Annotated in this window: 23 protein-coding genes; 14 read left to right on the top strand and 9 right to left on the bottom strand. The window is 49.1% G+C overall.

Annotation, left to right across the window (positions count from 1 at the left end; all coding sequences use genetic code 11):
• Window positions 1–570: 570 nt before the first annotated feature.
• The 9 genes from PsAD46_RS04875 (at window position 571) to PsAD46_RS04915 (ending at window position 9,949) form a co-directional block, all read left to right on the top strand.
• Window positions 571–843 (top strand): hypothetical protein, encoded by a 273-nt coding sequence (locus tag PsAD46_RS04875; protein ID WP_057463957.1) that lies wholly within the window; start codon window positions 571–573, stop codon window positions 841–843.
• Between the two features lie 1,308 nt (window positions 844–2,151).
• The gene (locus PsAD46_RS04880) at window positions 2,152–3,528 is read left to right on the top strand and encodes a tyrosine phenol-lyase (protein WP_063306284.1); all 1,377 of its coding nucleotides are present in this window, start codon (window positions 2,152–2,154) and stop codon (window positions 3,526–3,528) included.
• A 212-nt stretch (window positions 3,529–3,740) separates the two neighbouring features.
• A complete protein-coding gene (locus tag PsAD46_RS04885) occupies window positions 3,741–5,024 on the top strand; it encodes an aromatic amino acid transport family protein (protein ID WP_057464244.1) in 1,284 nt (427 codons plus the stop codon).
• An 809-nt stretch (window positions 5,025–5,833) separates the two neighbouring features.
• On the top strand, window positions 5,834–6,043 hold the full coding sequence (locus PsAD46_RS04890) for a cold-shock protein (protein WP_057464243.1): 210 nt from the start codon (window positions 5,834–5,836) through the stop codon (window positions 6,041–6,043).
• 57 nt (window positions 6,044–6,100) lie between these two features.
• The gene (locus PsAD46_RS27855) at window positions 6,101–6,283 is read left to right on the top strand and encodes a hypothetical protein (RefSeq protein WP_152986764.1); all 183 of its coding nucleotides are present in this window, start codon (window positions 6,101–6,103) and stop codon (window positions 6,281–6,283) included.
• Window positions 6,284–6,571: 288 nt separating this feature from the next.
• Entirely contained in the window at window positions 6,572–6,781 is a 210-nt protein-coding gene (locus PsAD46_RS04895) for a cold shock domain-containing protein (protein ID WP_057464242.1), read from the top strand.
• Window positions 6,782–7,045: 264 nt separating this feature from the next.
• Window positions 7,046–8,188: a D-alanine--D-alanine ligase gene (locus tag PsAD46_RS04900; protein ID WP_193776913.1), complete on the top strand. Its 1,143-nt coding sequence runs from the start codon at window positions 7,046–7,048 to the stop codon at window positions 8,186–8,188.
• 494 nt (window positions 8,189–8,682) lie between these two features.
• Complete coding sequence (locus PsAD46_RS04910) at window positions 8,683–9,054, top strand: sulfatase-like hydrolase/transferase (protein ID WP_063306287.1); 372 nt, start codon at window positions 8,683–8,685, stop codon at window positions 9,052–9,054.
• A gap of 106 nt (window positions 9,055–9,160) precedes the next feature.
• Window positions 9,161–9,949: a hypothetical protein gene (locus PsAD46_RS04915; protein WP_063306288.1), complete on the top strand. Its 789-nt coding sequence runs from the start codon at window positions 9,161–9,163 to the stop codon at window positions 9,947–9,949.
• A gap of 24 nt (window positions 9,950–9,973) precedes the next feature.
• Here the strand turns inward: PsAD46_RS04915 and PsAD46_RS04920 are convergent, their stop codons facing one another.
• The 4 genes from PsAD46_RS04920 to PsAD46_RS04935 form a co-directional block, all read right to left on the bottom strand.
• A complete protein-coding gene (locus PsAD46_RS04920; protein ID WP_063306289.1) occupies window positions 9,974–10,408 on the bottom strand; it encodes a hypothetical protein in 435 nt (144 codons plus the stop codon).
• 171 nt (window positions 10,409–10,579) lie between these two features.
• Window positions 10,580–11,068 (bottom strand): DUF2267 domain-containing protein, encoded by a 489-nt coding sequence (locus tag PsAD46_RS04925; protein WP_063306290.1) that lies wholly within the window; start codon window positions 11,066–11,068, stop codon window positions 10,580–10,582.
• 653 nt (window positions 11,069–11,721) lie between these two features.
• Window positions 11,722–12,465: a VOC family protein gene (locus tag PsAD46_RS04930; RefSeq protein WP_063306291.1), complete on the bottom strand. Its 744-nt coding sequence runs from the start codon at window positions 12,463–12,465 to the stop codon at window positions 11,722–11,724.
• Window positions 12,466–12,507: 42 nt separating this feature from the next.
• The gene (locus tag PsAD46_RS04935) at window positions 12,508–12,966 is read right to left on the bottom strand and encodes an SgcJ/EcaC family oxidoreductase (protein WP_193776914.1); all 459 of its coding nucleotides are present in this window, start codon (window positions 12,964–12,966) and stop codon (window positions 12,508–12,510) included.
• Between the two features lie 108 nt (window positions 12,967–13,074).
• Here PsAD46_RS04935 and PsAD46_RS04940 point away from each other — a divergent pair, with 108 nt between their 5' ends.
• The 4 genes from PsAD46_RS04940 (at window position 13,075) to PsAD46_RS04955 (ending at window position 16,443) form a co-directional block, all read left to right on the top strand.
• Window positions 13,075–13,980, top strand: a complete 906-nt coding sequence (locus PsAD46_RS04940) for a LysR family transcriptional regulator (RefSeq protein WP_063306292.1) — start codon at window positions 13,075–13,077, stop codon at window positions 13,978–13,980.
• A 182-nt stretch (window positions 13,981–14,162) separates the two neighbouring features.
• Window positions 14,163–15,041 carry an alpha/beta fold hydrolase gene (locus PsAD46_RS04945; protein ID WP_063306293.1) on the top strand — a complete coding sequence of 293 codons (879 nt, stop codon included), beginning with the start codon at window positions 14,163–14,165 and terminating at the stop codon, window positions 15,039–15,041.
• Between the two features lie 110 nt (window positions 15,042–15,151).
• Window positions 15,152–15,646 carry a DUF2165 domain-containing protein gene (locus PsAD46_RS04950; protein WP_063291022.1) on the top strand — a complete coding sequence of 165 codons (495 nt, stop codon included), beginning with the start codon at window positions 15,152–15,154 and terminating at the stop codon, window positions 15,644–15,646.
• Between the two features lie 137 nt (window positions 15,647–15,783).
• A complete protein-coding gene (locus PsAD46_RS04955; RefSeq protein WP_063291023.1) occupies window positions 15,784–16,443 on the top strand; it encodes a hypothetical protein in 660 nt (219 codons plus the stop codon).
• A gap of 130 nt (window positions 16,444–16,573) precedes the next feature.
• Here the strand turns inward: PsAD46_RS04955 and PsAD46_RS04960 are convergent, their stop codons facing one another.
• From PsAD46_RS04960 to PsAD46_RS04975, 4 genes are all read right to left on the bottom strand, one after another.
• Complete coding sequence (locus PsAD46_RS04960) at window positions 16,574–17,152, bottom strand: alkylphosphonate utilization protein (RefSeq protein WP_057464233.1); 579 nt, start codon at window positions 17,150–17,152, stop codon at window positions 16,574–16,576.
• 98 nt (window positions 17,153–17,250) lie between these two features.
• The gene (gene lepA / locus PsAD46_RS04965) at window positions 17,251–19,056 is read right to left on the bottom strand and encodes a translation elongation factor 4 (RefSeq protein ID WP_063291024.1); all 1,806 of its coding nucleotides are present in this window, start codon (window positions 19,054–19,056) and stop codon (window positions 17,251–17,253) included.
• A gap of 129 nt (window positions 19,057–19,185) precedes the next feature.
• The gene (locus tag PsAD46_RS04970) at window positions 19,186–19,929 is read right to left on the bottom strand and encodes a hypothetical protein (protein ID WP_057464232.1); all 744 of its coding nucleotides are present in this window, start codon (window positions 19,927–19,929) and stop codon (window positions 19,186–19,188) included.
• Between the two features lie 240 nt (window positions 19,930–20,169).
• On the bottom strand, window positions 20,170–20,871 hold the full coding sequence (locus PsAD46_RS04975; protein WP_161831370.1) for an outer membrane beta-barrel protein: 702 nt from the start codon (window positions 20,869–20,871) through the stop codon (window positions 20,170–20,172).
• A 433-nt stretch (window positions 20,872–21,304) separates the two neighbouring features.
• On the opposite strand from PsAD46_RS04975, the gene PsAD46_RS04980 reads away from it, so the two are divergent.
• Window positions 21,305–21,832 (top strand): GNAT family N-acetyltransferase, encoded by a 528-nt coding sequence (locus PsAD46_RS04980; protein WP_063291025.1) that lies wholly within the window; start codon window positions 21,305–21,307, stop codon window positions 21,830–21,832.
• 67 nt (window positions 21,833–21,899) lie between these two features.
• On the opposite strand, the gene PsAD46_RS04985 is transcribed toward PsAD46_RS04980, so the two are convergent.
• The gene (locus PsAD46_RS04985) at window positions 21,900–22,622 is read right to left on the bottom strand and encodes a hypothetical protein (RefSeq protein WP_063291026.1); all 723 of its coding nucleotides are present in this window, start codon (window positions 22,620–22,622) and stop codon (window positions 21,900–21,902) included.
• Window positions 22,623–23,169: the final 547 nt, after the last annotated feature.

The following is a 23,169-nucleotide window of genomic DNA, read 5'->3' on the forward strand; positions in this document are numbered from 1 at the left end:
TAATACATGCGAGGCGGGGTCTGGCCGCGTCACGATCTCAAGCCGTGCTGGGCTCTGATCTGGGACCCAACGACCTCCGCCTCGCTACCATTCAAGCACAAAACAAACACACAGGGACCCAGAGCGAAAAGGCAGAGCGGTCGAACTGGAGGTGCAACAACACCTCGTTCTTGGAAGTTGGGAACATCCAGCTGGGTCCCGCATCAAGTGCGGGATGACGCCCTAAGGGCTTCTCACATTCCCTTGAAACCGTCTCCCCTCCGCCACACAACGCGCGCTTGCAAACCTTGACCATTGACACCGCATGCATCTGGTTGCATGCTCTTGGGTGAGGCCCAAAACCTCTCCAAACAGCGGTACCCGCTCCCGTTAACTAGCGGATTTTTTGTGCCTTTTTTCCAAAAGTGCGCAAACCCTTCGTTATGAGCGGGAGGGCGGTGAATACAATACCTTCTTCGGAGGGGAATAAACCCGCCTGTCTGTTTGCAGGTTTTTGGCCTCCCGCTCGCCAGCGAGTCCCAAAAGCTCTTTGTCGCGCGGCCTTCAACACCCTAAACAGAGGGATTGAATATGGTCGACTCCGCATGCGCATGCAGCGCCACAAACACTCTTCAGAATGAAATTGACGAAGTCCAGATCGTCGTCTCTGATCTTCAGAACCTCGCGTACATGCAACAGCTTGTACTCAGCGAGCGCGTGAAGAACAGTTGCGAGCGGGATGCTTTGCTCACTTTGCACCACGCCTTATGTGACCGCCTGGAGGCACTGAAAAAGTCCTGCGGATTATTGGAGCGGGTCGCCCTTCCGCAGCCGGTCAACACCAATGTTGTGTCTCTGGATTAACGCACTGTGACAGGTGCTCGGGTGGTGTCACACGCACCCCGTGTTCACTGCCACAGGGAAGCCTCCACACCAAGGCCTCCAACCTCGGGTAAGAGGCACAACCCCGCAAATGAGCACCCTGCTGGTCTGCGGCCGGGCAACAAACGCCCGCAGGCCAGCATCCCAAAGGGCAGGGGATGCACTCCAATCTGATCAAACACAGCTCGATCAGGTTCTCTGAACGTGAAAGTGATTCATGCTAATCAATCTAAAAATAATGGCAGGAGTTGCTAATATATAAGTTTATTGTGGAATAAATAGGATGTTTTGACGAATCGTGAAGCCTGCCAAACCGGGGGATATACACCCCGTAAAACCCAAAAACCCTTGGTATTTCAGGGAGCTTGTAACGGTAGTTGTGTCGCGCCGCGGCAAGGCACCCCCGTCAAGCCACTGTCTCTAAGTAGTTTTTCCTTTTGACTTTCAGGCCAATTCGCACAAACTCCGTTGTGTGTAATCAATTAGGTCTTGAAGTTACATTGGGACTAGGAAAATGCGCTGGTATCAGCTGTATTTGAATATCTTAAAGAGAGATAAGCTGCCTTGGCACATCGAAGATGTTTCCATGGCCAATAATCTGCATCTCGTCTGACGACCTCCGCCTGCAGTGGAGTCGCTCCTGCTGCACGGCCGCATGTAAGCTAGCCTCCTGCCTCCTATAGTCCACCAAAGATGCAGAGTGTAGAGGCCAGCCAAAACATGCAACACCCCCAAAACAAGTAATATTAGGCACTCATTCCAACACTGCATCCCCTACGCAGCAGAAGAACTGTGCTTTGATATTGGCAATACCATCGACACCTCCGGTTTGCGCTGCAGGTGTGTCGTGATTGCTTCAGATAATGACGTTTGTCTTTGCTCCTGTCTTCCAAGTGTTGAGCGCGCTTGGGGCAGAAGAACGGCACCGCCATGCCTGAGACTTGCAGCGGGGAAATATACAGATCACAGCACAGCCAAGATTATGCAGGAGATAACTCTGCACGATCAAGTAATACTCATGTAAATATCAGCGCCTTGTGTATTGCATAAAGGTACATGTGTCTGTGATCTGTATATATAAACGATTATTTATTCACATATCCATATTGTTACTTATTGTGATGATCGAATATTTGGATAATTAATGAATACGAAGATTGGTGAAGCGAGAATGTTTTCGATTCGTAAGTAAATAAACTTCGAAATCGATAATTTCTTCACTCCTTGAGAATTCGGAGAGACATGGTCCCTCCGCCCTATTGGTAAAGAAGCAAGTAAGAGGACGTTCTTATGACTAAGTTTATGCCAGAGCCGTTCAAGATTAAATCTGTTGAACCAATGTACTTCATTTCTGACGAGCGTCGCGAAGCGGCAATCCAGGAAGCTGGCTTCAACACATTCCTGCTGAAGTCCAAAGATTGCTACATCGATCTGCTGACCGACTCCGGTACATCCGCGATGTCCGACAAGCAGTGGGCTGGCCTGATGGTTGGTGACGAAGCTTACGCTGGCTCCGAAAACTTCTACCACCTTGAAGAAGTTGTTAAAGAGCACTTCGGCTTCAAACACCTCATCCCTACTCACCAGGGCCGCGGCGCAGAAAACATCCTGTCCACGCTCACAATCAAGCCAGGCGACTACGTTCCAGGCAACATGTACTTCACCACAACACGTTTCCACCAGGAACGTAACGGTGCAACATTTGTTGACGTAATCTGCGACGAAGCCCACAACCCTGACCTGGCTGACGTGCCATTCAAAGGCAACGTGGACCTTGCAAAACTGCAGAAGCTCATCGACGAAGTTGGTGGCGAAAAGATCCCTTACATCTGTCTTGCTGTAACCGTGAACCTGGCTGGTGGTCAGCCTGTTTCCATGGGCAACATCAAAGCAGTAAGCGAACTCTGCCACAAGCACGGCATCAAAGTGATGTACGATGCAACCCGTTGTGTAGAAAACGCGTTCTTCATCAAAGACCGTGAAGCTGGCTTCGAAGACAAAACAATCAAGGCAATCCTCCTTGAAATGTTCTCCTACGGCGACGGCTGCACCATGTCCGGCAAAAAAGACTGCCTGACAAACAACGGCGGTTTCCTCTGCATGAACGACGACGACCTGTTTGCTGAAGCAAAAGGCATGGTTGTTCAGTTCGAAGGTATGCCTTCCTACGGTGGTCTCGCTGGCCGCGACATGGAAGCAATGGCAATCGGCATCAAGGAATCCGTAGAGTTTGACTACATCTCACACCGCGTAAACCAGATCCGCTACCTCGGCGAACGTCTGGATGCAGCTGGCGTGCCAATGGTTAAACCTTACGGCGGTCACGCAATCTTCCTCGATGCACGCGCATTCCTGCCACACCTTGACCAGCAGCAGCTCCCTGCACAGGCACTTGCCGCAGCGATCTACCGCACCTCCGGTGTACGTACCATGGAACGCGGCATCGTATCCGCAGGCCGCGACGTTAAGACCGGTGAGAACCACGTTCCTAAGCTCGAAACAGTTCGTCTGACTATCCCACGTCGCGTATACACATACGCACACATGGATTACGTCGCAGATGCGATCATCGAGCTCTACAAAAACCGCGAAAGCATCAAGGGTCTCGAGTTCGTATTCGAACCTAAGGTACTTCGCTTCTTCACTGGCCGTTTCGAAGAAATCTAAGAACTAAGCCATTGAAGTGACTAGCAATAGTCAAAGACTAAACTGCATTGGAGGAGAGCCCGTGTGCTCTCCTCTGTTGTTATCAAAGCACAAATCTTACCCATCGTAAGTCTATGTGCGCTTTTCGGGAAAGCTCTGCCACGGGGCACTTACAAAATCGGCAGGTGTTTTCTCAATTGGTCACGGCAAATGCCGGAGTTGGGAGGCTCAACATGACCATTGCTTCTGAGCAGGTTCCTACTGCAGAGACAGTTGAACCAAAATCTACCAAGAAAAGCCAGGGCACAATCTTAGGCGCCAGTGTGATCGCTGCTGGCACCGCCGTCGGCGCGGGCATGTTCTCGCTCCCTGTTGCAAACAGTGGCGTATGGTTCTCTGTTTGTCTGGTTCTGATGATCGTTGTTGGTTACATCATGCACACTGCATCGTTGTACATCATGGAAATCACGCTTCATTTCCCTGAAGGGTCCAATTACGACAGCCTTGCCAAGGGCACCATTGGTAACGTGGGCCGTGTGGTCAACGGTCTCTCCGTTGCCTTCCTGTGCTACGTTCTCACCTACGCCTACATCTCAGGTGGTAGTTCGATCATCACATACTCGCTGTCGATTTTTGGTGACGTCAACATGTCATCAGGGGTGGCGAGTTTGATCTTTGCAGTCGTGTTACTATCGATTGTGATGATGGGGACCCGAGCTGTTGACCGTGTGAACACTGTTCTCATCGGCGGCATGATCATCACATTCATGATCAGCTTGAGTTCATTGATCGGCAACTCATCTACAACGAACCTGTTCCCAGAGATCTCTCTCGGCGATCGCATGCCATATGCGTTCTACACCATCTCCTTCCTGGTGGCGAGTTTTGGTCTTCAAATTACAGTTCCAACTGTAACCAACTATCTGGGTCTGGATGCGAAGCGGACAAGCAAAGCGCTGCTGATCGCGATTTTCCTTGCAGGCTTCTTCTACTTCCTCTGGATGTTTGCAGTATTCGGAAACATCTCCCGTGATGACTTCCCTGCGATCATCGCTGAAGGTGGCAACATCGGTAACATTATCGGTGCTCTGAGTAAGTCTGGTATCAGTGAAAACATCTCTGTAATCCTGCAGATCTTTGGCAACATGGCTGTTGCAACATCCTTCCTGGGTGTCTCTCTCAGCCTGTATGATTACATCTCTGACTTGTTCAAGTTCGATACAGCTACCGTTGCTGGCAAAGCAAAGACTGTAGGCATCGCATTCGTACCAACCATTATCCTTGCTATCCTGTACCCACACGGGTTCATCGCAGCAATCGGTTATGCTGGTGTGGTTCTGGTGATCTTCTCCTTGCTGGCGCCAATCGTAATGGTTCGCATCTGTCGTGAGCGGAACCCGGACATGTACCAGGTCCCAGGCGGCAACGCCCGTCAGGCAATGGTATTCGGTTTCGGTATCCTGGTGTTCATCATCACTGCATTCGAACTGACCGGTAACCTGCCAATCTTCGGCTAATCCGTTTGAAGAGAAAGCAATAAAGACGACTATTCAGTCGGGGCAAAACCTGATTGCGAGGCAAACCACAAGCCCCCGCAATCAAACCAACTGACCCTCAAATGTCAGCAAAAGACTTGCCGCAGCCCTTCCCGCTGCGGCAAGTTTTGTCCGTTTCAACACCCCGAACCCACTGGGAGGCAGGTTCGGGGTGTTGGCGTAACCCCCAACAATGACAGATCAGGTGTAGTCGAAAGTAAAACCGCGCTCTAAGAGGACGACTGTTTGCCCTCAAGCAACCTCTCACCAAAAACGCAAAGCAACACCGAGTGCCAAATGTCAGATCGGCAATTCAGGCGGGGTAGCTGTCCATTGTTGCATTTGCAAAGTACCGCGCCAATAACAAGGCCAGAGCTGGAGTGTCGGGCCAGAGTGGACATTCGATAGAGTCAATCAAGGCTTGAGATCGTACTATCTCAATACTATAAAATACACGCATCCGGTATTTTCTTCGAAAATAAATATTCACGCAGTCGAAGCACTAAATGATCATGGTGTAGGGTTGTAGGAGAACGAGTTTTTCTTGCTTTCAGGACCGATCAGAGTAGCAAGAATTGTAGATTGTTTAGCATATCTTACATAGCCTCTTGAAAAGAGAGCCGAGAATAACTACATAAACAAAGCGCGTTTACAGCCATCATTGGCTATCTTTTCTTCCGGCTTGCCGGTTTGCTAGGTTCCCCCTGATTTTGAGAATGTTGCACCCCATGTACATATCGAACATGGGAAATACGCCCGCTTAGCCCGGGTAAAGTTACAAGGTATCAACCATGACACACGGCACTGTAAAATTCTTCAATTCCACAAAAGGTTTCGGCTTTATTTCTCCTGAAGATGGCGGAAAGGATGCATTTGTTCATATTTCTGCTGTTGAGCGGGCAGGACTTATGGGTCTCGAAGAAGGTCAAAAAGTTGCTTATGAACTAGAAAGCGGCCGCGATGGCAAAGCTTCAGCTGTGAATTTGCAGCTGGTTGACTAATAAAAGATCAGGGCTGCGCCTGTGCGTAGCCCTAGTCCTTATAGAAAGAACCAAAATATGCCTAATATTTCAATGTCATGTGCAAAAGATCGATTTGCTGCGATTGAAAAAAACAAAAAAAAAGAACTCACCGATGAAGAGGAACGGGCTCTGCAATTAAGTGAAAAAACGTCTCGCCTAAAAGAACTCCGTCTTGCTAAAGAAGCTACCGATAAAAAGCCTCGCCCTTTGATAAAATAGTCTACCAAGTGATTGGCAGTCAGCGAGTGCACAAGATATCGCTAAATATCTTGGGCTAAGATCTATTCTTTGATCTAGTAGATCTAAAGTTCAAGAAACTATGTTTCTCTAAGATTTACTTATACTATCCAAATAAATCCGTATTAAAATTTAAATTGATTGAACCAGTGCGATAAGATGTGCAATATGTACATAATGGAATATTGCTTTTGGGGAAGTAGTATTCTCTGGCCAAGCGACTGTACATAAGTACTAAAGCGTTTTTGGTCATCACAGATTGTATCCTAAATGATCAATGGTTCCGTGAAATTCTTCAATTCTGAGCAAGGCTTTGGCTACATTCAGGAGGACGGTACAAATTCACAGTTTCGCGTCCTTCGAGCGTCCTTAAATCGTGCTGGTATTAAGAAATTGGCTGAACGCCAAAAAGTACGTTTCGATACGCTTACAAATCCTGCAAACGGGAAAATAGAAGTCAACAATATCGAAGTTGCCTAACAAAAGACGGTCTCTGGACACGTAACTTCCTTACTCATGACAGTGGTGTTTATCAGATCTGCAGCTGGTCATATACACTACCTCACAGCTGCTCTCCCTATTCCTACAAGATCTTAGTGCCGTGAATAAAGCCATCCTCACCCGGCACTGTGTGAGTTAAATCCACGTTTTACCGGTCAATTATCCTCGCCACTTCCCGTGCTCTAAACAAAGGGCCGGCAATTTGCTTGTCAACTGATGACTGAGCAACGAAAGAATGGTCCAATGACAGAACGAACTGATCTTGCTAAAATTGGCTTAACCGCAGAATTAATTGGTCCTCTCCAGTTTCCCAATCCAATTGCAAACAATAACCATCGGCAAGATTTGCAGGAACACTCCTCAAAACTGAAGAACCACATTGCAGTTGTAGCGACCAATACACATGATTTGAAAGAAACCGGATTTGGATCGATTGAGACATGTCGCTTCTTTTACGATGCTCTGAAAGAAAAATATCAAACGGTTACGTTTCACGAGATTTCTTCGATATCCAGTTTAAATGATATTGTTACGTCTAGACCAGATCTTGTTGTCCTTTGCAGTAAATACTTCCTGGATGTAAGTAATAATACAAAAACTTGGTTTTCAGATTACTTTTCTACGCATGCAATTGCTTTTACCGGATCTGATCGCAACAGCCTGGAGTTCGATTCCAATAAAGGAAAGGCTAAGACGGCTATACAAAACCACGGTATTGCTACTGCAAAGTTTTTCCAAGCCTGCCCTGGCCAGTTCGAAACAGAAGACAAACTCCCTCTTTTTCTTCCTCTTTTCGTTAAACCAATAGATGCTGCTAATGGAAATGGAATTGATGAAAACTCAATAGTTCGCGACTTCGAAAGTTATCAAAGTAAAGTCAAAGAACTTTTCGAAAGCTATGGCGCAGATGTTCTGGTCGAGGAGGTGCTACCGGGACGAGAGTTTACCGTTGCAATCTTTGACGACCCGGAAACCAATTCAAGATCTATTATGCCTGTAGAAATCATAGTTCCCAAGAATGAAAAGGGTGATCGAATATTGGGATGTGCTGCAAAGCAGCAAAATCATGAGTTACTCAGAACTATTACCGAACCCACTTTGAGCGCTGTTTCCAAGCTTGCAGGCAGTGCTTTTACGGCATTAGGAGTTAAGAGTTTTGGTCGGATTGACATCAAGCTTGATGCAGAAGGAAACCCCAATTTTCTTGAAGCAAACCTAGTGCCGGGTATGACGCCCGATTCAAGTTACTTCCCGAGGGCTTGTTCATTACAAACTGGGTCAAAATCGAAGACGAACAGGCCGTCAGCTATGACACATTCTGAGGTTGCCTTGAAGATCGTTGAACTCGGCCTCAATCGCATCAACACATTACAGCAAGTGGGCTAACTACAATCGTCTGCTACAGCGTATCTCCGAAAAGTGGAAACCGGCCTTCGAATAAAGATACGCAAAAACAAAGGCTAAAGCAGTTCATGTGTTTCAACCTAAATGCGAACTGATTTAGGTAGTTTTTGACCTGAGGTGAAGTAGGTTATTACTCAGTAGAGCCTACTTCCTACTCTTTACGTGTCGCCGAATTAGACCCAGATAAGGTTCAATTATCACTCTCGCAGGGAGTGCTTTGTTTTAGAAAGAAAGTCGGGTGGGCTAACTGACTATCACGCTGTTCAAACCGCTCCTCATGCAAATCTCTCCCCCAATATTTCAAGATGAAAACGCGTAACAACTTTATGTTGTGATTCATGTTTCTGTCATACAACTTTCCCACCCGCTTCTCAGAGTGCTTCAGCTCTATATCTGCGTCGGTCACTCAGATTTACTTGAGTACATACATTCCAGCGAACGATGTCCAAAACGAACAAAAACGATAAGGACACAGCATGAAAATTAACGGCAAGCCTCTCAACTTCTTGATTATTACGACGGATGAAGAGCGCTTCCCTCCGGTCTATGAAAATGACAGCGCCAAGCAGTACCGGTTGCAGAGCAGTGTTGCGCTTGGAAAGATGCGCCAACACGGATTGGAGTTTCTCAACCACCACACTGCAACCACAGCCTGCGCTCCCAGCCGAACCAGCATTTATACCGACCAGTACCCGTCATTACACGGTGTCAGCCAGACGCCGGGTATTGGTAATGACATCCGTCACGCACTGGAACAGGTGCCGGTTGAACAGCGCCTGAAGAAACGTCTGCTTCCCCATACATTGAACAATGAAGACAGTTCCAGCCCCGGACCTTTGCGGCGCTGATGGACACTCTGACCGCGACATCACGACACCATAAGCAAGCAGATAAGCATTCCTGACTGTTAGCCCAAAAGACGGCAACCGTTCAGCGCAAAAAGGAGAGAAAAACATGCCGCTGAAATTAGCTTCACGATTAGCAACGCTATGGCTCGTACTCGCGTTCCCGCTGCTCAGTATAGGTGCAGCCAACGCTGAGACCGGCACAGACGCAAGCACAGACCTAAGTCTTTTCAAGGAATGCCCGGTATCTCAGGATGATCCCAACACGTTTGCCCTGTGCGCCACAGCCAAATGCTGGACCGTCGACACTGTTGCCTACTGCAAATGTGATGTGATGAACGAACAGAGCATTTCTCTCCCGTTTCACTATAAAGAGGGTGACGAGAAAAAGGATGTCTGTGATCTGTTAAAGGCCGGCATTGATAACGGTTTCACGGTAAGCACCTATGTCACACCGCGCCAGATGGAAACGGACTACGATCCCGATACAGAAAAGCTGGGACCACCCATGGCGACGTACAGCTGCCCTAACACCGAGAGCGCACCCGCTGGCTACTCTGCCCAATGTGACGGTGGTTTCTGTTTTAAGAGCACGCAAGGGAAAGACTTCCCCGGTATCGGAGCGGTCAAAGAAGACGAGATCATCTGTTCCTGTCCCGCAGTGCCCAGCCCGTCTGCAGGCTTTCAGATGGCTGGCCCCTGGTTATGCGCACCCGGCGATCGCAACACCGATGGCACGTGCTGCGATAAGTCGTTCCACGACAAGCTTTGTTCAGTCAAATCAGTCAATTCCACTGGCACTGAGCTTATGGTAGGTGCGCCTCTGGGAGTAGCTAAATTGCTCTCGAAAAAGTTGGACGGTAAGGATCCGGCCATCAACCGCTGCGTTTTTAAATAGGCAGCAAGTGCATCAGGCTGGCGCTTAGCAGCCAGCCAGCACTACGATGATGTTGTCATGATCCTTCCACCTGAAGCCATCAATGAAGTTGATTTCAGGGTCGTAACCGTAATATGAGCAGCCGGGCGAGAGCTCGATCGCTGTCTCTGCTAATTTCAATCTCTCATTCACAGACAAGCTTGGCGAGGCGATGGGCGCACGGGTCTCAGGATCAAGTTCAGTAAACGTCACGGCGACCAAGCTTAGCGTGCTGCCAGTTTGCTCCTGAAATGAAGGCCTTTCTTGCCAGGAAACGCTCATATCACCGATGGCAACATGGTGCGGCTGTGTAGAGACGACCACATTCTGAGCTGAGGTGGTTGAGGCAGCGTCATAAACAGGGCTTGCAGCGTCTTCTGCATTGCTGGCAGTGGCCAACACACAAGCAGCAAAACACAACCCGAAACGCTTCATGAACATGGCTGGAACTTCCTTCGTAACTTTCTGCCCAGCAAAACACTCTGAATATGAGCAGGCAAGGAGAGATGAGCGCCTGGCCTCTGGAAAGTCAAAAGTGAGGCGGCAAGATCGTTCTCTCCCTGCCCGAGCCATCCCTTACAGTCAACGGACCCACTGAAGAAACTACAGGTTTTACAAAGTCTCAGTCTGAGAGGGAGTGCCTTCTGATAAATCTCTCTTCGCCTCTGCTTCAGCCAAACTTTCAAATCCCCAAAACCGTAAAGCGCCAGGGCCGATCTGGCCTAACACCTGCTCAAAGCGGGGAAGGTCAACGCGGCTGCGCAAGACCTCAACCACACGTGCGGGCGTCTCATCATCCGCAAAGTTGTGATGTGCCCTGAGAGCTTTCACCTCAGTAGCCCAATCGTGTTCAGCGCCAAAGTCCGCAGTGTAGTCGCTGCTGCTCCAGCCATATGTGAAAATCGCCCGAAGAACCGCTGGCAGCGTATCAGCAAAGGACAGAACCTGCTCAGCGTCCAGTCTCCGGCGGAACACCAGCAAAACAGCCTGGACGCATGTGTAGGTCTGATTACGAGTGGTCAGGCCAAGCGCGTCCTGAGCATCAGCAAGGAAAGATTCGTACTGCTGAGAGGCCAGCTGATACTCCTGAGGCATAGGCATGAAGGTAACTCCGAAAATACGGGTGATCGCTCTATGTACGACCTTAGCTCAGGTTTTCGCGCTGCAAAAGTGACTGATTTTCAGCTGGCTCTTAAATTGATTTAACTTAGGTAATCTACGTATATGTACTATAGCTGCGAGTAAAGGTGAGGTCAGTGCTAGAAAGTTTGTGGTCAAGAATAATAAAAGAAATAATTATACTAAGTTGTGCGGTGCGAAATGAAATGATGAAGAAATATCGCTTCTGACCATGAGTAAATTTCACATTAGTCAAATTATAAATTCATATTGACATAGGTCAAAATGCTATCTACGCTTTAAATGTCATTGAAGTGGAGGCACTATGACTTTCGGCTTGATATTGTTCATTTGCGTATTCTTGGCGATCCTTGGGATGGTTGTGATTTCAGAGTTTTCTTCACGGAATAAAACTGCAGATCGCATGATCGCGGGTTTAGACGCTGATCTCAGCAAAGAATAACTCGGACAGAGATCCAGTCGAAGTGTGAGGCGCTGACTTTAAAGGACGGTTTGAAGTCGGCATCACCTCATAACGATAAGGCGGCTAGAGCTAGGGTATAGGGGGACTCTAGCTCTGCCGCCTTCTTCGTTTTCAGGCAATCTGCACGGTAGGGGCGGGGGATGACGCAGTCTCAATTTGCCGTAATCATCAGCCGCTCAGAATGAATAGGCGCACCGGCTGAGCCAAATATCAGGCCGCCATAACCTGCTGCACCAACCTCCGGCAAACTCTCCGTCTTCACTGCAGAAACATGCTGAATTTCCAGCACCGTATAAGGCCGCTGATAGGTCCAGGTCCGGTTCTCAACTCCGGTGAGATCAGGGTTTGGAGGCTGTTCAGTCGTGAAGGCGTAAAAGTAGAGCGTGAAACCAAAAGGCTCGACAGGCTGAACAGAGAGCGGCGTCATACCCCAACTGAGAATATCGGGCTCAATTGCTGTAATGTCGCCAGTGCGCAGGGTCACAAGGCTGAGATGCGGACCTCCACCTAGTCGGCTCTCATCGAACTCCAGATCAGGCCGGTCACCTTCAAACCAATGGTCAATCAGCTCAATCACAAAACCTTCCGGATCTGTGAGTTTGGCAAGGTACCCAACATCCCGAAACTGCTGCGGTCCTGTAACATAGACACCGCGCGCCTGAAGCTGGGCACAAGCCAGCTCGATATTGGGAACTGAGAGTGCGATCTTCCAATAAAGATCAGAGGATTGCGGCGTGTAAGGCGCCTCCGCCTCGGTGAACAGAAGTGCCGTCTCTTCCGCACAATATCCGACCCGCCCATCACCCTGATCGGACATGCCCAGGACATCGCAATAAAATCGCTTTTGAGCCGCCACATCACGGACACGCAAACGAAGAGTATCAAGCTTTGTCATAACGGGCTGTCCTTTATCGGGGCACAAGGCAAATACGCGTGTTTATTGAGCGATCTCGAAGTGGTCCTCACGCAGCAAAGCACGGCCATCCGGCTGCAAAACCCAAAGCTCATTGGTGATGACGCCATGGGCGTTGTTCATCTTCCAGTTGGCTGCAACGCGGGCAGAGGTCTGGTCCAGAACAGTGGTGACGGTACTGCTGTAAACCACATCATCAAATCCCTTGGAGATGATGTCTGTCCAAAAGCCCTCAATCGCTTCGCGCCCTTTAAACGTGCCAAATGGCTTTACGACCATCACGGCATCATCCTCATAAAGCGCAGCCGCACCCGCTGCATCACCTGCGTTGAACGCATCACGCCAGGTACGGCTTGCAGTGGCAACAGCGGTGTTGAGCTTGTATTCACTTTCAGCCAGTTTTCCTGCTTCGTCAGCGATGGCTTGTCCGCTCAATCCAACCGCGACAGTAACAGCAAGAGCGATAGATTTAATGAAAGTCATCACGTGATCTCCGTTCAGATGCGATGTTGATGACTGTCTTTTGCCGCACTTGCATTGTTTGAAAAACACTCTATTTCTGAAATCACTATTCATATGAAGAGAACAATTATGCTCTCAACGCTCCCGCTCTCCTTCGTCACAATTGTCGAGACCGGCTCAATCACACGCGCAGCCGATGAGCTGAACATCGCCAAATCCGCCGTTAGTCAAAATCTGAAACGGCTGGAAGAACAGCTGGATGTAAAACTCGCCATCCGCACCACGCGCCACCTCTCTCTGACCCCGGCAGGGGAGCGCTACTACCAGCGCTGCAAGGAAATCCTCGCGCTCTCACGGCAGGCGGAAACCGAGATGGAGAGTTTCGGAGCGGTCCCGTCTGGCCCGATCACCATCACAGCCCCCCACGCTTTCATCACGCCTGTCATCGCACCGGCCCTGGCAGTTGTGAAAGATAAGTTCCCGAACCTTCAGCCTTCAGTAATAGCGGAGGACAAGCGCCTCAATCTGATCACTGAGGGGATTGATGTTGCGATCAGTGTCGGCCAACTGCCAGACAGCACGCTTCAGGCGCGCCGCATAGGGACCCTGTGCGATATTCTGTGTGCCGCGCCAGCTGTAATTGAAAAGGCGCCTTCCGCTGATGACCCGCTCTACTGGCAATGGGTGCAGTCCCTGCCATACATCGCTCATACACGAGAGCCTGCTGTGGTGCGGCACCGCCTCCCGGTTCAGGAAAGTTCAGAGAGCATTGAGGTGAGCTTCAGATCTGCCGTCAAAGCCAACACCATTGAAGCCATCGCAGCTTATGCTCGAAATGGCCTGGGCGTTGCGCTCCTGCCGGATATCGCGATTGCGCAGGACCTGAAGACTGGAACCCTCCAGCCTTTACGTACTCTGTCAGAGCCAGAACCAACACCAATTTATGCCGTGCACAGCTATGATACTTTGCCACCCAAATCGGTGCAGGAGACAATCACGGCAATTCAGCAAGCCTTGGCGAAAGCGCTGCAATAAGGCAGGTCTCGCCTGATCTCCATCTCAGACAAAACACACAACATTCTCTGAAATCAGAGTGTTTCCGAGAATGAACTCATGAAACCTTCTCTTAAAAGCGAGCGGTATATTTTACCTTCTGACTTTACCTATACGTTAATATGTGGTCCTATGCGGCTATCGTAAGTTGAAAAGATACCGCTATGAAGCAACTGGAAGAAATGATGGCTGAAAGTGAGCAGCGCGCGGAAACAATCACAATTCCCAGCGAGGGTGCCACACTGATTGGCAAAGCCTACTGGCCTGTGGGTGACCCAAAATCCTCAGTCATCATTCACGGCGCAACCGGTGTGCCGCAGTTGTTTTATGCAAAGTTTGCCCGCTGGGTCGCAGAGCAGGGGCATCTCTGTCTCACCTATGACTATCGCGACTTTGGTGCCTCTAAACAGATACATCCACGCAACTCTTCCGCCACGATGTCTGATTGGGGCCTGTATGATCAGCAAGCTGCCTTTGATGCGCTGCTGAAACTGGCTGATACGCCCAGCACTCACGTGATTGGTCACTCTCTTGGCGGCTTCATGTTGCCATTCCATCGAAATCTGGACATGGTCGATAAGGTCACGACAGTTGCCTGCGGTCAGGTTTATTGGCGTGACCACCATATGCCATATTTCCTGACTGTTGTTGCCTTCTGGTATTTGCTTGGACCAGCTGTGACACGTATGAAAGGTTATTTGCCCGGTAAGGCACTTGGGATCGGCGCAGATATTCCTGCTGGTGTTTATTGGCAATGGCGTAAATGGTGCACTTCTCCAACCTTCTTCAAGGATGACATCGGTAGTGCTTTACCTTCCATGAACCCGAAGCCCTTCACTGGTCCGATCAAAATCATGTCGTTCACCGATGATGATCTTGCCCCGAATGCCTCCGTTGAACGCCTTCCACCTCTCTACAAAGATGCGCAGGTCACGCGACAAATCCTTAATCCGGCAGACTTCGAGCTCAAGGAAGTTGGGCATCTGAAGGCCTTCGCCAAGCAAAACGCGGTCTTGTGGCCTGAAATTCTGGATATTGCTTGAGGCAGGCCGCTCCACTAACAAAGGGCAAATGAAAAAGACCAGAGCTGACGAGAGCACCTAACCACGCATTAGCGTCAATCTGCTTTACTGGCGGAAAAGCGGATAGTCCTATGCTTCTTCGACTGATCAAAGTTCTGGTCTCCTTGGCGTTCGGCGGTTTTGCTGCTCTGGTTTGCTTCAACAACTATCAGGATACACCGGCAAATCTGGCGTATATTGAAACCGTCATTTCCATGGTGGACACTTTCCCAACCAGCCCCAAGTTCCGGGCTGTGTTTCCTCTGGAAACCGCACCAACCTTCCTCACTATTATCCTGGCCATAGAAGGCTTCATTGCTCTCCTGCTGGTTCTGGGAAGCTTGCGCATGCTGGCCAGCATTCATCGGTCAGCGGCCTCATTCAATCGCTCCAAGTCCACCGTCTCCTTCGGCTTTTGCATCGCCATTCTGCTTTGGTTTGGCATCTTTGTTACAGGAGCAGGAGAGTGGTTCCTTGCATGGCAATCTCCACTCGGGAGAGGGGCCATAGACACCTCCTACAACATCAGCATCATCGCATTTTTGGCGCTGATCTTCGTGAACCAGAAAGAGGAAGACCACGGCTGAGACGAAAGGAAAACCCTGAGATCCACCCAATTAGATGTAACCTAAGACTATCCATCTGAGGCATTTGAAGGACTGCTTTTGCCTAGGAATTGTTCCACGTTTGAAACATCGACCACTTGTGGTGACGGGGAACAGAGATGGATATCAGGTTTGGGAGGAATGTGTTTTCAGGTCAGCCAGCCGCTTCAAACAGGAAGTCGCATAAATCCATACCTGCGCGCTTTCTTGATGATGACTACTTGATTGGCCTTGGCCTGGCCCTGCAGAAGAAAAGGCGGGGCGAGTATCTGACAGGAAGTGGCAATACCGTCCAACGCTATATCGCCAATCAACCGCAGCGGGTGACACTCCAGTACACCAACAAATCCTTCTATTTCTCCTCCATTTGTGATGGCGCCATCGTGGTGTTTGATTATCTGCGGCATAATGAAAGCATGGCACACTTCAACGAGTACGCCCATGTCGGCAAGCGCTTCGCTACCATCAAAAAACCGCAGATCTGCGAAGTCCACCGCGTCGCTGAAGAAACCAACGCCGCCAACGCCATAGACCTGCTCCTCGCCGACTACCCCGGCAACCTCACTATGCTGCACCCGCTCAAGACCAACAAATGGTTCAACAAAGACCGCATAGATTGGTACGCCCGCCAAGGCGGCCGCCACTACCGCATCGAAACCTCAAACCTTGGTTCAAGCCTCTATCAATGGAAAGACAACCAAATCCTCCTGCGCTTAACCCCCGAGCAGATCTTGATGCACACGCAGGTCCGCCTGCAGCGTAATGGCGGAGAGAACTAGCCTAACGGCGCCTTATGCAAACGTGCTCTGGTGATTTTGAGCAGATCAGCCGTTTAAACGAGGAGTCTGCGTCATAAAAAAAGCGACCATTTAGGCCGCTTTCTACGTCTCGGGTTTTTAGTGCTAATCCTCAGGACTTCTTCACGAATTCCGTCAGAATAACAATACGTTGGTCGTTGACACGGCCTTCGATGTGCTCTGCATTATCCTGCACCAGAGTAATGTTCCGCACCGCTGTGCCGCGCTTGGCAGTGAAGCCCGCGCCTTTGACTTTGAGGTCTTTGACCAGCGTCACGGTGTCCCCAGCAGAAAGCACAGCGCCGTGCGTATCCTTGTGCACGATAGCGTCTTCATCCTCTGCCGCTGGCATACCGGACTGAGCCCACTCAAGCGTTTCCTCATCCAGATACAGCGTATCCAGTAGGTCTCGTGCCCAGGCCTCACTGGAGAGGCGGCCAAGCAGACGCCATGCGCTCACCTGAACCGCTGGCTCAGTGCTCCATGCGCTCTCATTCAGGCAGCGCAAATGGTTCACATCCAGCTCAGCTTCACTTTCCAACTGTGCGGAGCAAGTGCCACAAACCAAAATGGATTTCTCTGCATTGCCATCGCTATCCGGACCAACTGCGACTGCAGCAAGATCCTCTGTCACACCGCAAAGCTCGCATTTATCGTCTGCGCGGCTGCGCAGGTCATTCTCAAGGGACATATCTACGTACCTTTTCATAGTCGCATTTGCCAAAAACAAAGACCGGCCTCACATGGGCCGGTCTTGAATCTTAGTATTACTGCAGCTCTAATCGGTGCTCAGTCATCCATCTTCAGCGCTTGAATGAACGCTTCCTGAGGGATTTCAACCTTACCGAACTGGCGCATCTTCTTCTTACCCGCCTTCTGCTTGTCCAGCAGCTTGCGTTTACGAGAAGCATCACCGCCATAACATTTCGCGGTCACATCCTTACGCAGGGCAGAAAGGGTCTCACGTGCAATCACGCGGCCACCAAGCGCTGCCTGAATAGGGATTTTGAACATGTGCCGAGGGATCAGCTCTTTCAGAACCTCACACATCGCACGACCGCGTTTGTCCGCCTGTGAGCGGTGCACCAGCACAGAGAGCGCATCAACCGGCTCGTCGTTCACCAGAATGGACATCCTGGCCAAATCACCAGCACGGTATTCGCTGATTGTATAATCAAACGAAGCGTAGCCCTTGGAGATGGACTTCAAGCGGTCATAAAAGTCAAAGACCACTTCGTTGAGCGGCAAGTCATAAGTGACCATTGCACGAGACCCAACGTAGGAAAGGTCAACCTGCACACCACGGCGATCCTGACACAGCTTCAAGATGGCACCGAGGTACTCATCTGGTGTCATAATGTTCGCACGGATCCATGGCTCGCGGATTTCTTTGATCTTCACAACATCCGGCATATCAGCAGGGTTGTGCATCTCAAACTGAGAACCGTCTGTCATCTCCATCTCATAAACAACAGATGGCGCTGTTGCGATCAGATCAAGGTTGAACTCACGGGACAGGCGTTCCTGAATAATCTCAAGGTGCAGCAGACCAAGGAAGCCACAGCGGAAACCAAAACCAAGCGCAGCCGATGTTTCCATCTCATAGGAAAATGACGCATCATTGAGGCGCAGCTTGCCCATAGCAGAGCGTAGGTCTTCAAAGTCGTTGGCATCAACCGGGAAGAGACCACAGAACACAACAGGCTGAGCAGGCTTAAAGCCCGGCAGTGCTTCGGTGCAGCCCTTTTTATCCGTAGTTATGGTGTCGCCCACACGGGTATCAGCAACTTCCTTGATGGAAGCTGTCAGAACACCAATTTCACCCGGTCCAAGGCGGTCCGTTGCAACGAAAGCTGGGGTCATCACACCAACGCGGTCAACTGGATAAACAGCGCCAGTGCCCATCATCTTGATGGAGTCGCCTTTTTTCAGTTCACCGTCGATGATGCGAACCAGAACCATCACACCAAGATACGTATCGTACCAGCTGTCCACCAACATAGCTTTTAACGGGCCATCCGGATTGCCTTTTGGTGCAGGAAGCTGTTTGACGATTGCTTCCAAAACATCAGGAATACCAAGTCCGGTCTTCGCTGAAATCATCACGGAGTCAGACGTATCAAGGCCGATCACATCTTCGATCTGCTCTTTGATGCGATCCGGCTCAGCAGCAGGCAGGTCAACCTTGTTGAGAACGGTCACGATATCGTGGTCGTTGTCGATCGCCTGATAGACGTTCGCAAGCGTCTGCGCTTCCACACCTTGGGAGGCATCAACCACCAGCAGGGAGCCTTCCACCGCAGCAAGAGAGCGAGAAACTTCATAGGCAAAGTCCACGTGACCTGGGGTATCAATCAGGTTCAGCGTGTACTCTTCACCGTTATCTGCCTTGTAGATCAGGCGAACGGTTTGAGCCTTAATGGTAATGCCGCGCTCCTTCTCGATATCCATGGAATCGAGAACCTGCTCCGTCATCTCACGATCAGTGAGAGTGCCGGTAGACTGGATGAGGCGATCGGCCAGGGTGGACTTACCGTGGTCGATGTGCGCGACAATCGAGAAATTGCGAATATTGGACAAAGTTTTGGTCGTCATGGGCGCTCAATTACCACTGCTTTGCTCTATGGCAAAGCACATAATAAGCGCCCACGCGCTTTTTTGCCGTTTTCCAGCCAATAAAGTGAATAGCAATTGGCTTTCTCTCAGATTCTCGCTGCTATCTGGCTAAAAGTGATACTCAAAGCCAAGACCAAACAAATGAGCTGACATATCGGTCGACGCGTTGCCGGAGCCGGAGATATTGTCCGTTGTGCTCAGTGAGAAATCCGCGGTCTGGAAGAACCCGTATTCGAGTGTTGCTCCAAGTTTGGGGTTAATCGCTATGGTTACACCCCCGCGAGCCAACAAGGCCCCAACCGTCGACTGGCTGCCTTTGATTGTGAACTGATCCCCGTTAATTGTGCCATTGATAGTCCCGATGACAGGAAATGCAGCCCCAATGCTGATCCCGGCAAACGGAATGACCTTTTTGGTGAGGGGAGAAAGGGGAGCAGAAAGAATAACGCCGCCCATCACATAGGCGGCGGCCACAGTTCCACTTCCGCCGTCCACCCCGGAAAGGTTAGAAACGCTATTGCTGATGTAACCAGTATCCAGCTGCAGTTTGACAAAGTCCCCAGCCGTTACACCGCCAAACGCGGCGGCATTCCAGCCGATATTGTATTCGAAAAATTTTGTCCGCCCAGTCCCGGGTGTATAAAAATCACCATCAGGTGCGTAAGAAACAAAGGCCTTAGCACCTGCATAAGGTTTGAGTGGAAACATGCCCATCGCCGCTTTTTCAGCCGCTGCCGCAGCTGCTTCTTGCGCAGCCGCCGCCAAATCCGCAGCATAGGAACGGGCAGAGAGTGCTCCTGTCGCCAATAACGCAGAAACTAACATGATCACAGTAGAGGAAAACTTTCCCATTGCGCACTATCTCCTGAAGTCCTGAAAGGGAGATTCGCGCAAATAGACAAGTCTTACCAAATAATTAATGATGTAATTCACAGAACATGTAAAATATAGGTATCAATTACAATGATATAACTTGTCTGATCTCTATGAGGTCTGATGATATTACCAGTAGTCGCTATGCATAAAACAAGGCGGCAACCTGCCGCCTCTGTCAATAGTGAAAATTAGCGAAGTACTTACGTTTGTTACCCGCTAAAAATCATAGCGAAGACCAACGCCGATAAGGTGAGAACTTAGATCTGACTCCAGTGTGTTTTCTACTGAAACGCCGCTTTGGGTTGTTTTTTGCTTGATGTCAAAATCGGCCGTTTGGAAGTAAGTATAATCTGCAAAAAGGTGAGTGTTTTCATACGCCTCATAAGAAAGGCCGCCAGTGAGTTTCCATGCAAAAACATATTGATCTTCGATCTCGATTTGCCGTGTCTGACCCAAGAGCGCATTTGAGAGGATTGTTTTATCCATATCTGGCTTTGCAATGCCAATACCACCTCCCGCGAAGGCCGACAGCTGATCTGTAAGAGCAAAATCAGCAAGTATGTTTGCCATAGTGTATCTGGCAAAGATTTTTCCTCTTGAGCTGTAATCGATTGGAATGGTGTCACTGCTCATATCTTTGACCGAGTTGACAAGATATCCTAGTTCACCTTCAAGACGAAGATACTCATTCAACCTATATCCAAGGCTAGTGCTTGCCGACCATTCGCTTTTATAGTCAAAATCATAGCTATCAGTTGGCACACCTCCGATTGGGTCAAAGGTGCTACGAAGTGAAAATGCCTTTGCGCCTTTGAGCGAGATATACATGCCACTGTCTTGAGCCTGCGCAGCGGATGCTCCGGCAATTATTAATCCAACGCCCGCAATAAGGGTGGAAATACACAGAACCTGTTTCACTTCAAATACTCCAGATATGAAAGTGTAAGCAGATTGATATTCAAGGAGTGAGATAATTGCTGCTGAGTAACGTGTTCACTCTCTGTTAAGTAACGACTACCCGTAGGTGCAGTAATTAATTGATAACCTTAAAATCAACCATTGAAATTTGATGTAATGATCAAAAATTATGGTTAAATTTACGTAAAATAATCTGATAATTAGTAAATTTCAGCTATCTGATGTCCGCCCGGTTTTAACTCCAGATCCCAGACTATCCTGCAATAAACTCAAGTGTTTGCGCGCGGTGTGTTCTTGAGGCCTGTCGTAAAATATGACAATTCTGCTGAAAGTTCAGGCGTATCTATCAAAACTAGGCAAAAGTAGATTTACGGGGCAACACGCATACCTTCGCTCTAGCGTTTTTTGGCCCGGGTATTTTAAAGGGGCTTCCATGAAACTGCGTCATGCAACCAAATCTGATCTTCCTGTCATCCTGGAAATTCACAATGATGCAGTCAAAACTTTAGCTGCAATCTGGACGGATGCTTTAGAGACATTGGAAGACCGTAAGAACTGGTTCGAAAACCGGATTGCTGGTGGGTTTCCGATCATTGTGGCTGAAGACGACAACGGTGATGTGCTGGGATACGGCAGTTACGGCCCGTTCCGTGAGAAGCCTGGCTATAACAAAACCATGGAACATTCAGTTTATGTAACGCCGCAATCTCGTGGAAAAGGGGCAGGATCCGTATTGCTCGAAAAACTGATCGAACTTGCAAAACAAGATCAGAAACACGTCTTAATCGGTGCCATCGACAGCGACAACAAAGGCTCAATCCGATTGCACGAACGCTACGGCTTCAAAGTCAGCGGAGAGCTCCCCCAAGTCGGGTTCAAATTCGGTCGCTGGCTGGACCTGACCCTGATGACGCTCATCTTAAACGAGGATGATGCTCCAGCAGCTTACTCACATGATTGAGATAAGGGGAGCATCACTACTCCCCTTTGCACAAGGCAATCTAAAGGACTAGAGTTAATTTAGGAGGTTACGGCCAAGTAAAGTAGAAAGCGAGGTTCTTTGCAATTTGAACATAGTACGCATTGTGGCCGGTCTTTTTATCGAAGGAGCGTCCTTCTTCATCCATGAAGGTCAGATCTTCAAACAACTCATTTGCATTAGAGTAATCGCCGACATGTGTAATTGAGGAAGTCCCAAACACATACTCTCCATCAGGATTCAAATAAACGATGTAATTGGATTTTGTTTCGAAGCCATAGTCTGCCATATCTTCGATATTGAGTGTACCATCCTTCATCGCTTGCAGCATTTCTTTAGCGATAGGGTCTCCAGTCTTAGCACTGGCATAGATACCCTTCATCAGCTCCTGATACACAGCCGAACTGTTCGGATTAGTCCATTCTTTTGAGATGTCGAAGAACTTTTGGATTGCTGCAGCTTGTCGGCTGCGTTGTGCCAGATAAGAGTGAACTGCGCCTTGCATTTTATCGGTATCGAGGCCGATTAGTACCTCGAATATTTTGCTGATCGCTTTTTTAGTCGGATCATTACTTTGCTCAGCTTCACTCTTTGCATTTTGCCCTTGCTGGCGTAGTTCATTGCCCTGACGTAATTCATTGTCGGGGGTGAAGCGCACAACATCTTCAAGCAAACTAACAGCTACTTCATCCTGAGACATAATCGGTGCAGGATCATAATTACCAGCAAAATTGGTGAATGAAAAAGAAAGACGGACGCCACTAACATCCATAATGTATACCTCTACAGAATATCAATAAATTGCTATTGAAATCAGCATGCGCACTGAAACAACAGACATCATATCTGTAGGTAGCAAAATCTAGCTCTTACATGAGCTGAGAAATAAGTAAACGTGTTTGTATGTGGAGTCAAATACTTGAATTTATTTGATTTTACTACAATTTTAATGTTGTAAGCGTGTTGGGTGTATTTTAGCAGGTTGGGCGCTGTTTACGTATTCATATAGAGCTTACTATGAATGATCATAATTCATCTATGTCATGATGCGTTGATTATGAATACTCTGTCAGTTGGCTAGCTCGACGAATACCGGTTTCTGCCGACACCGCTTGTCTAAAAAATGCAAATCTGTACTGAGCAACCACTCATCTCCTAAGATGGTGGAGTAAAAGAACTCAGTAGTTTGTTTTGTTCCCCATCGAAGCCTTATGGACAGATCGGTTAATTTGAATAAGGGAGTGTTTTGGCTCATGATCATGAGATTAGGAGTGAACAATGGGGCACAACACACGGACCGCCAGCGCTGCAGCTGAGAA

The organism is Pseudovibrio sp. Ad46 (assembly GCF_001623065.1).
Classification (GTDB): Bacteria; Pseudomonadota; Alphaproteobacteria; order Rhizobiales; family Stappiaceae; genus Pseudovibrio.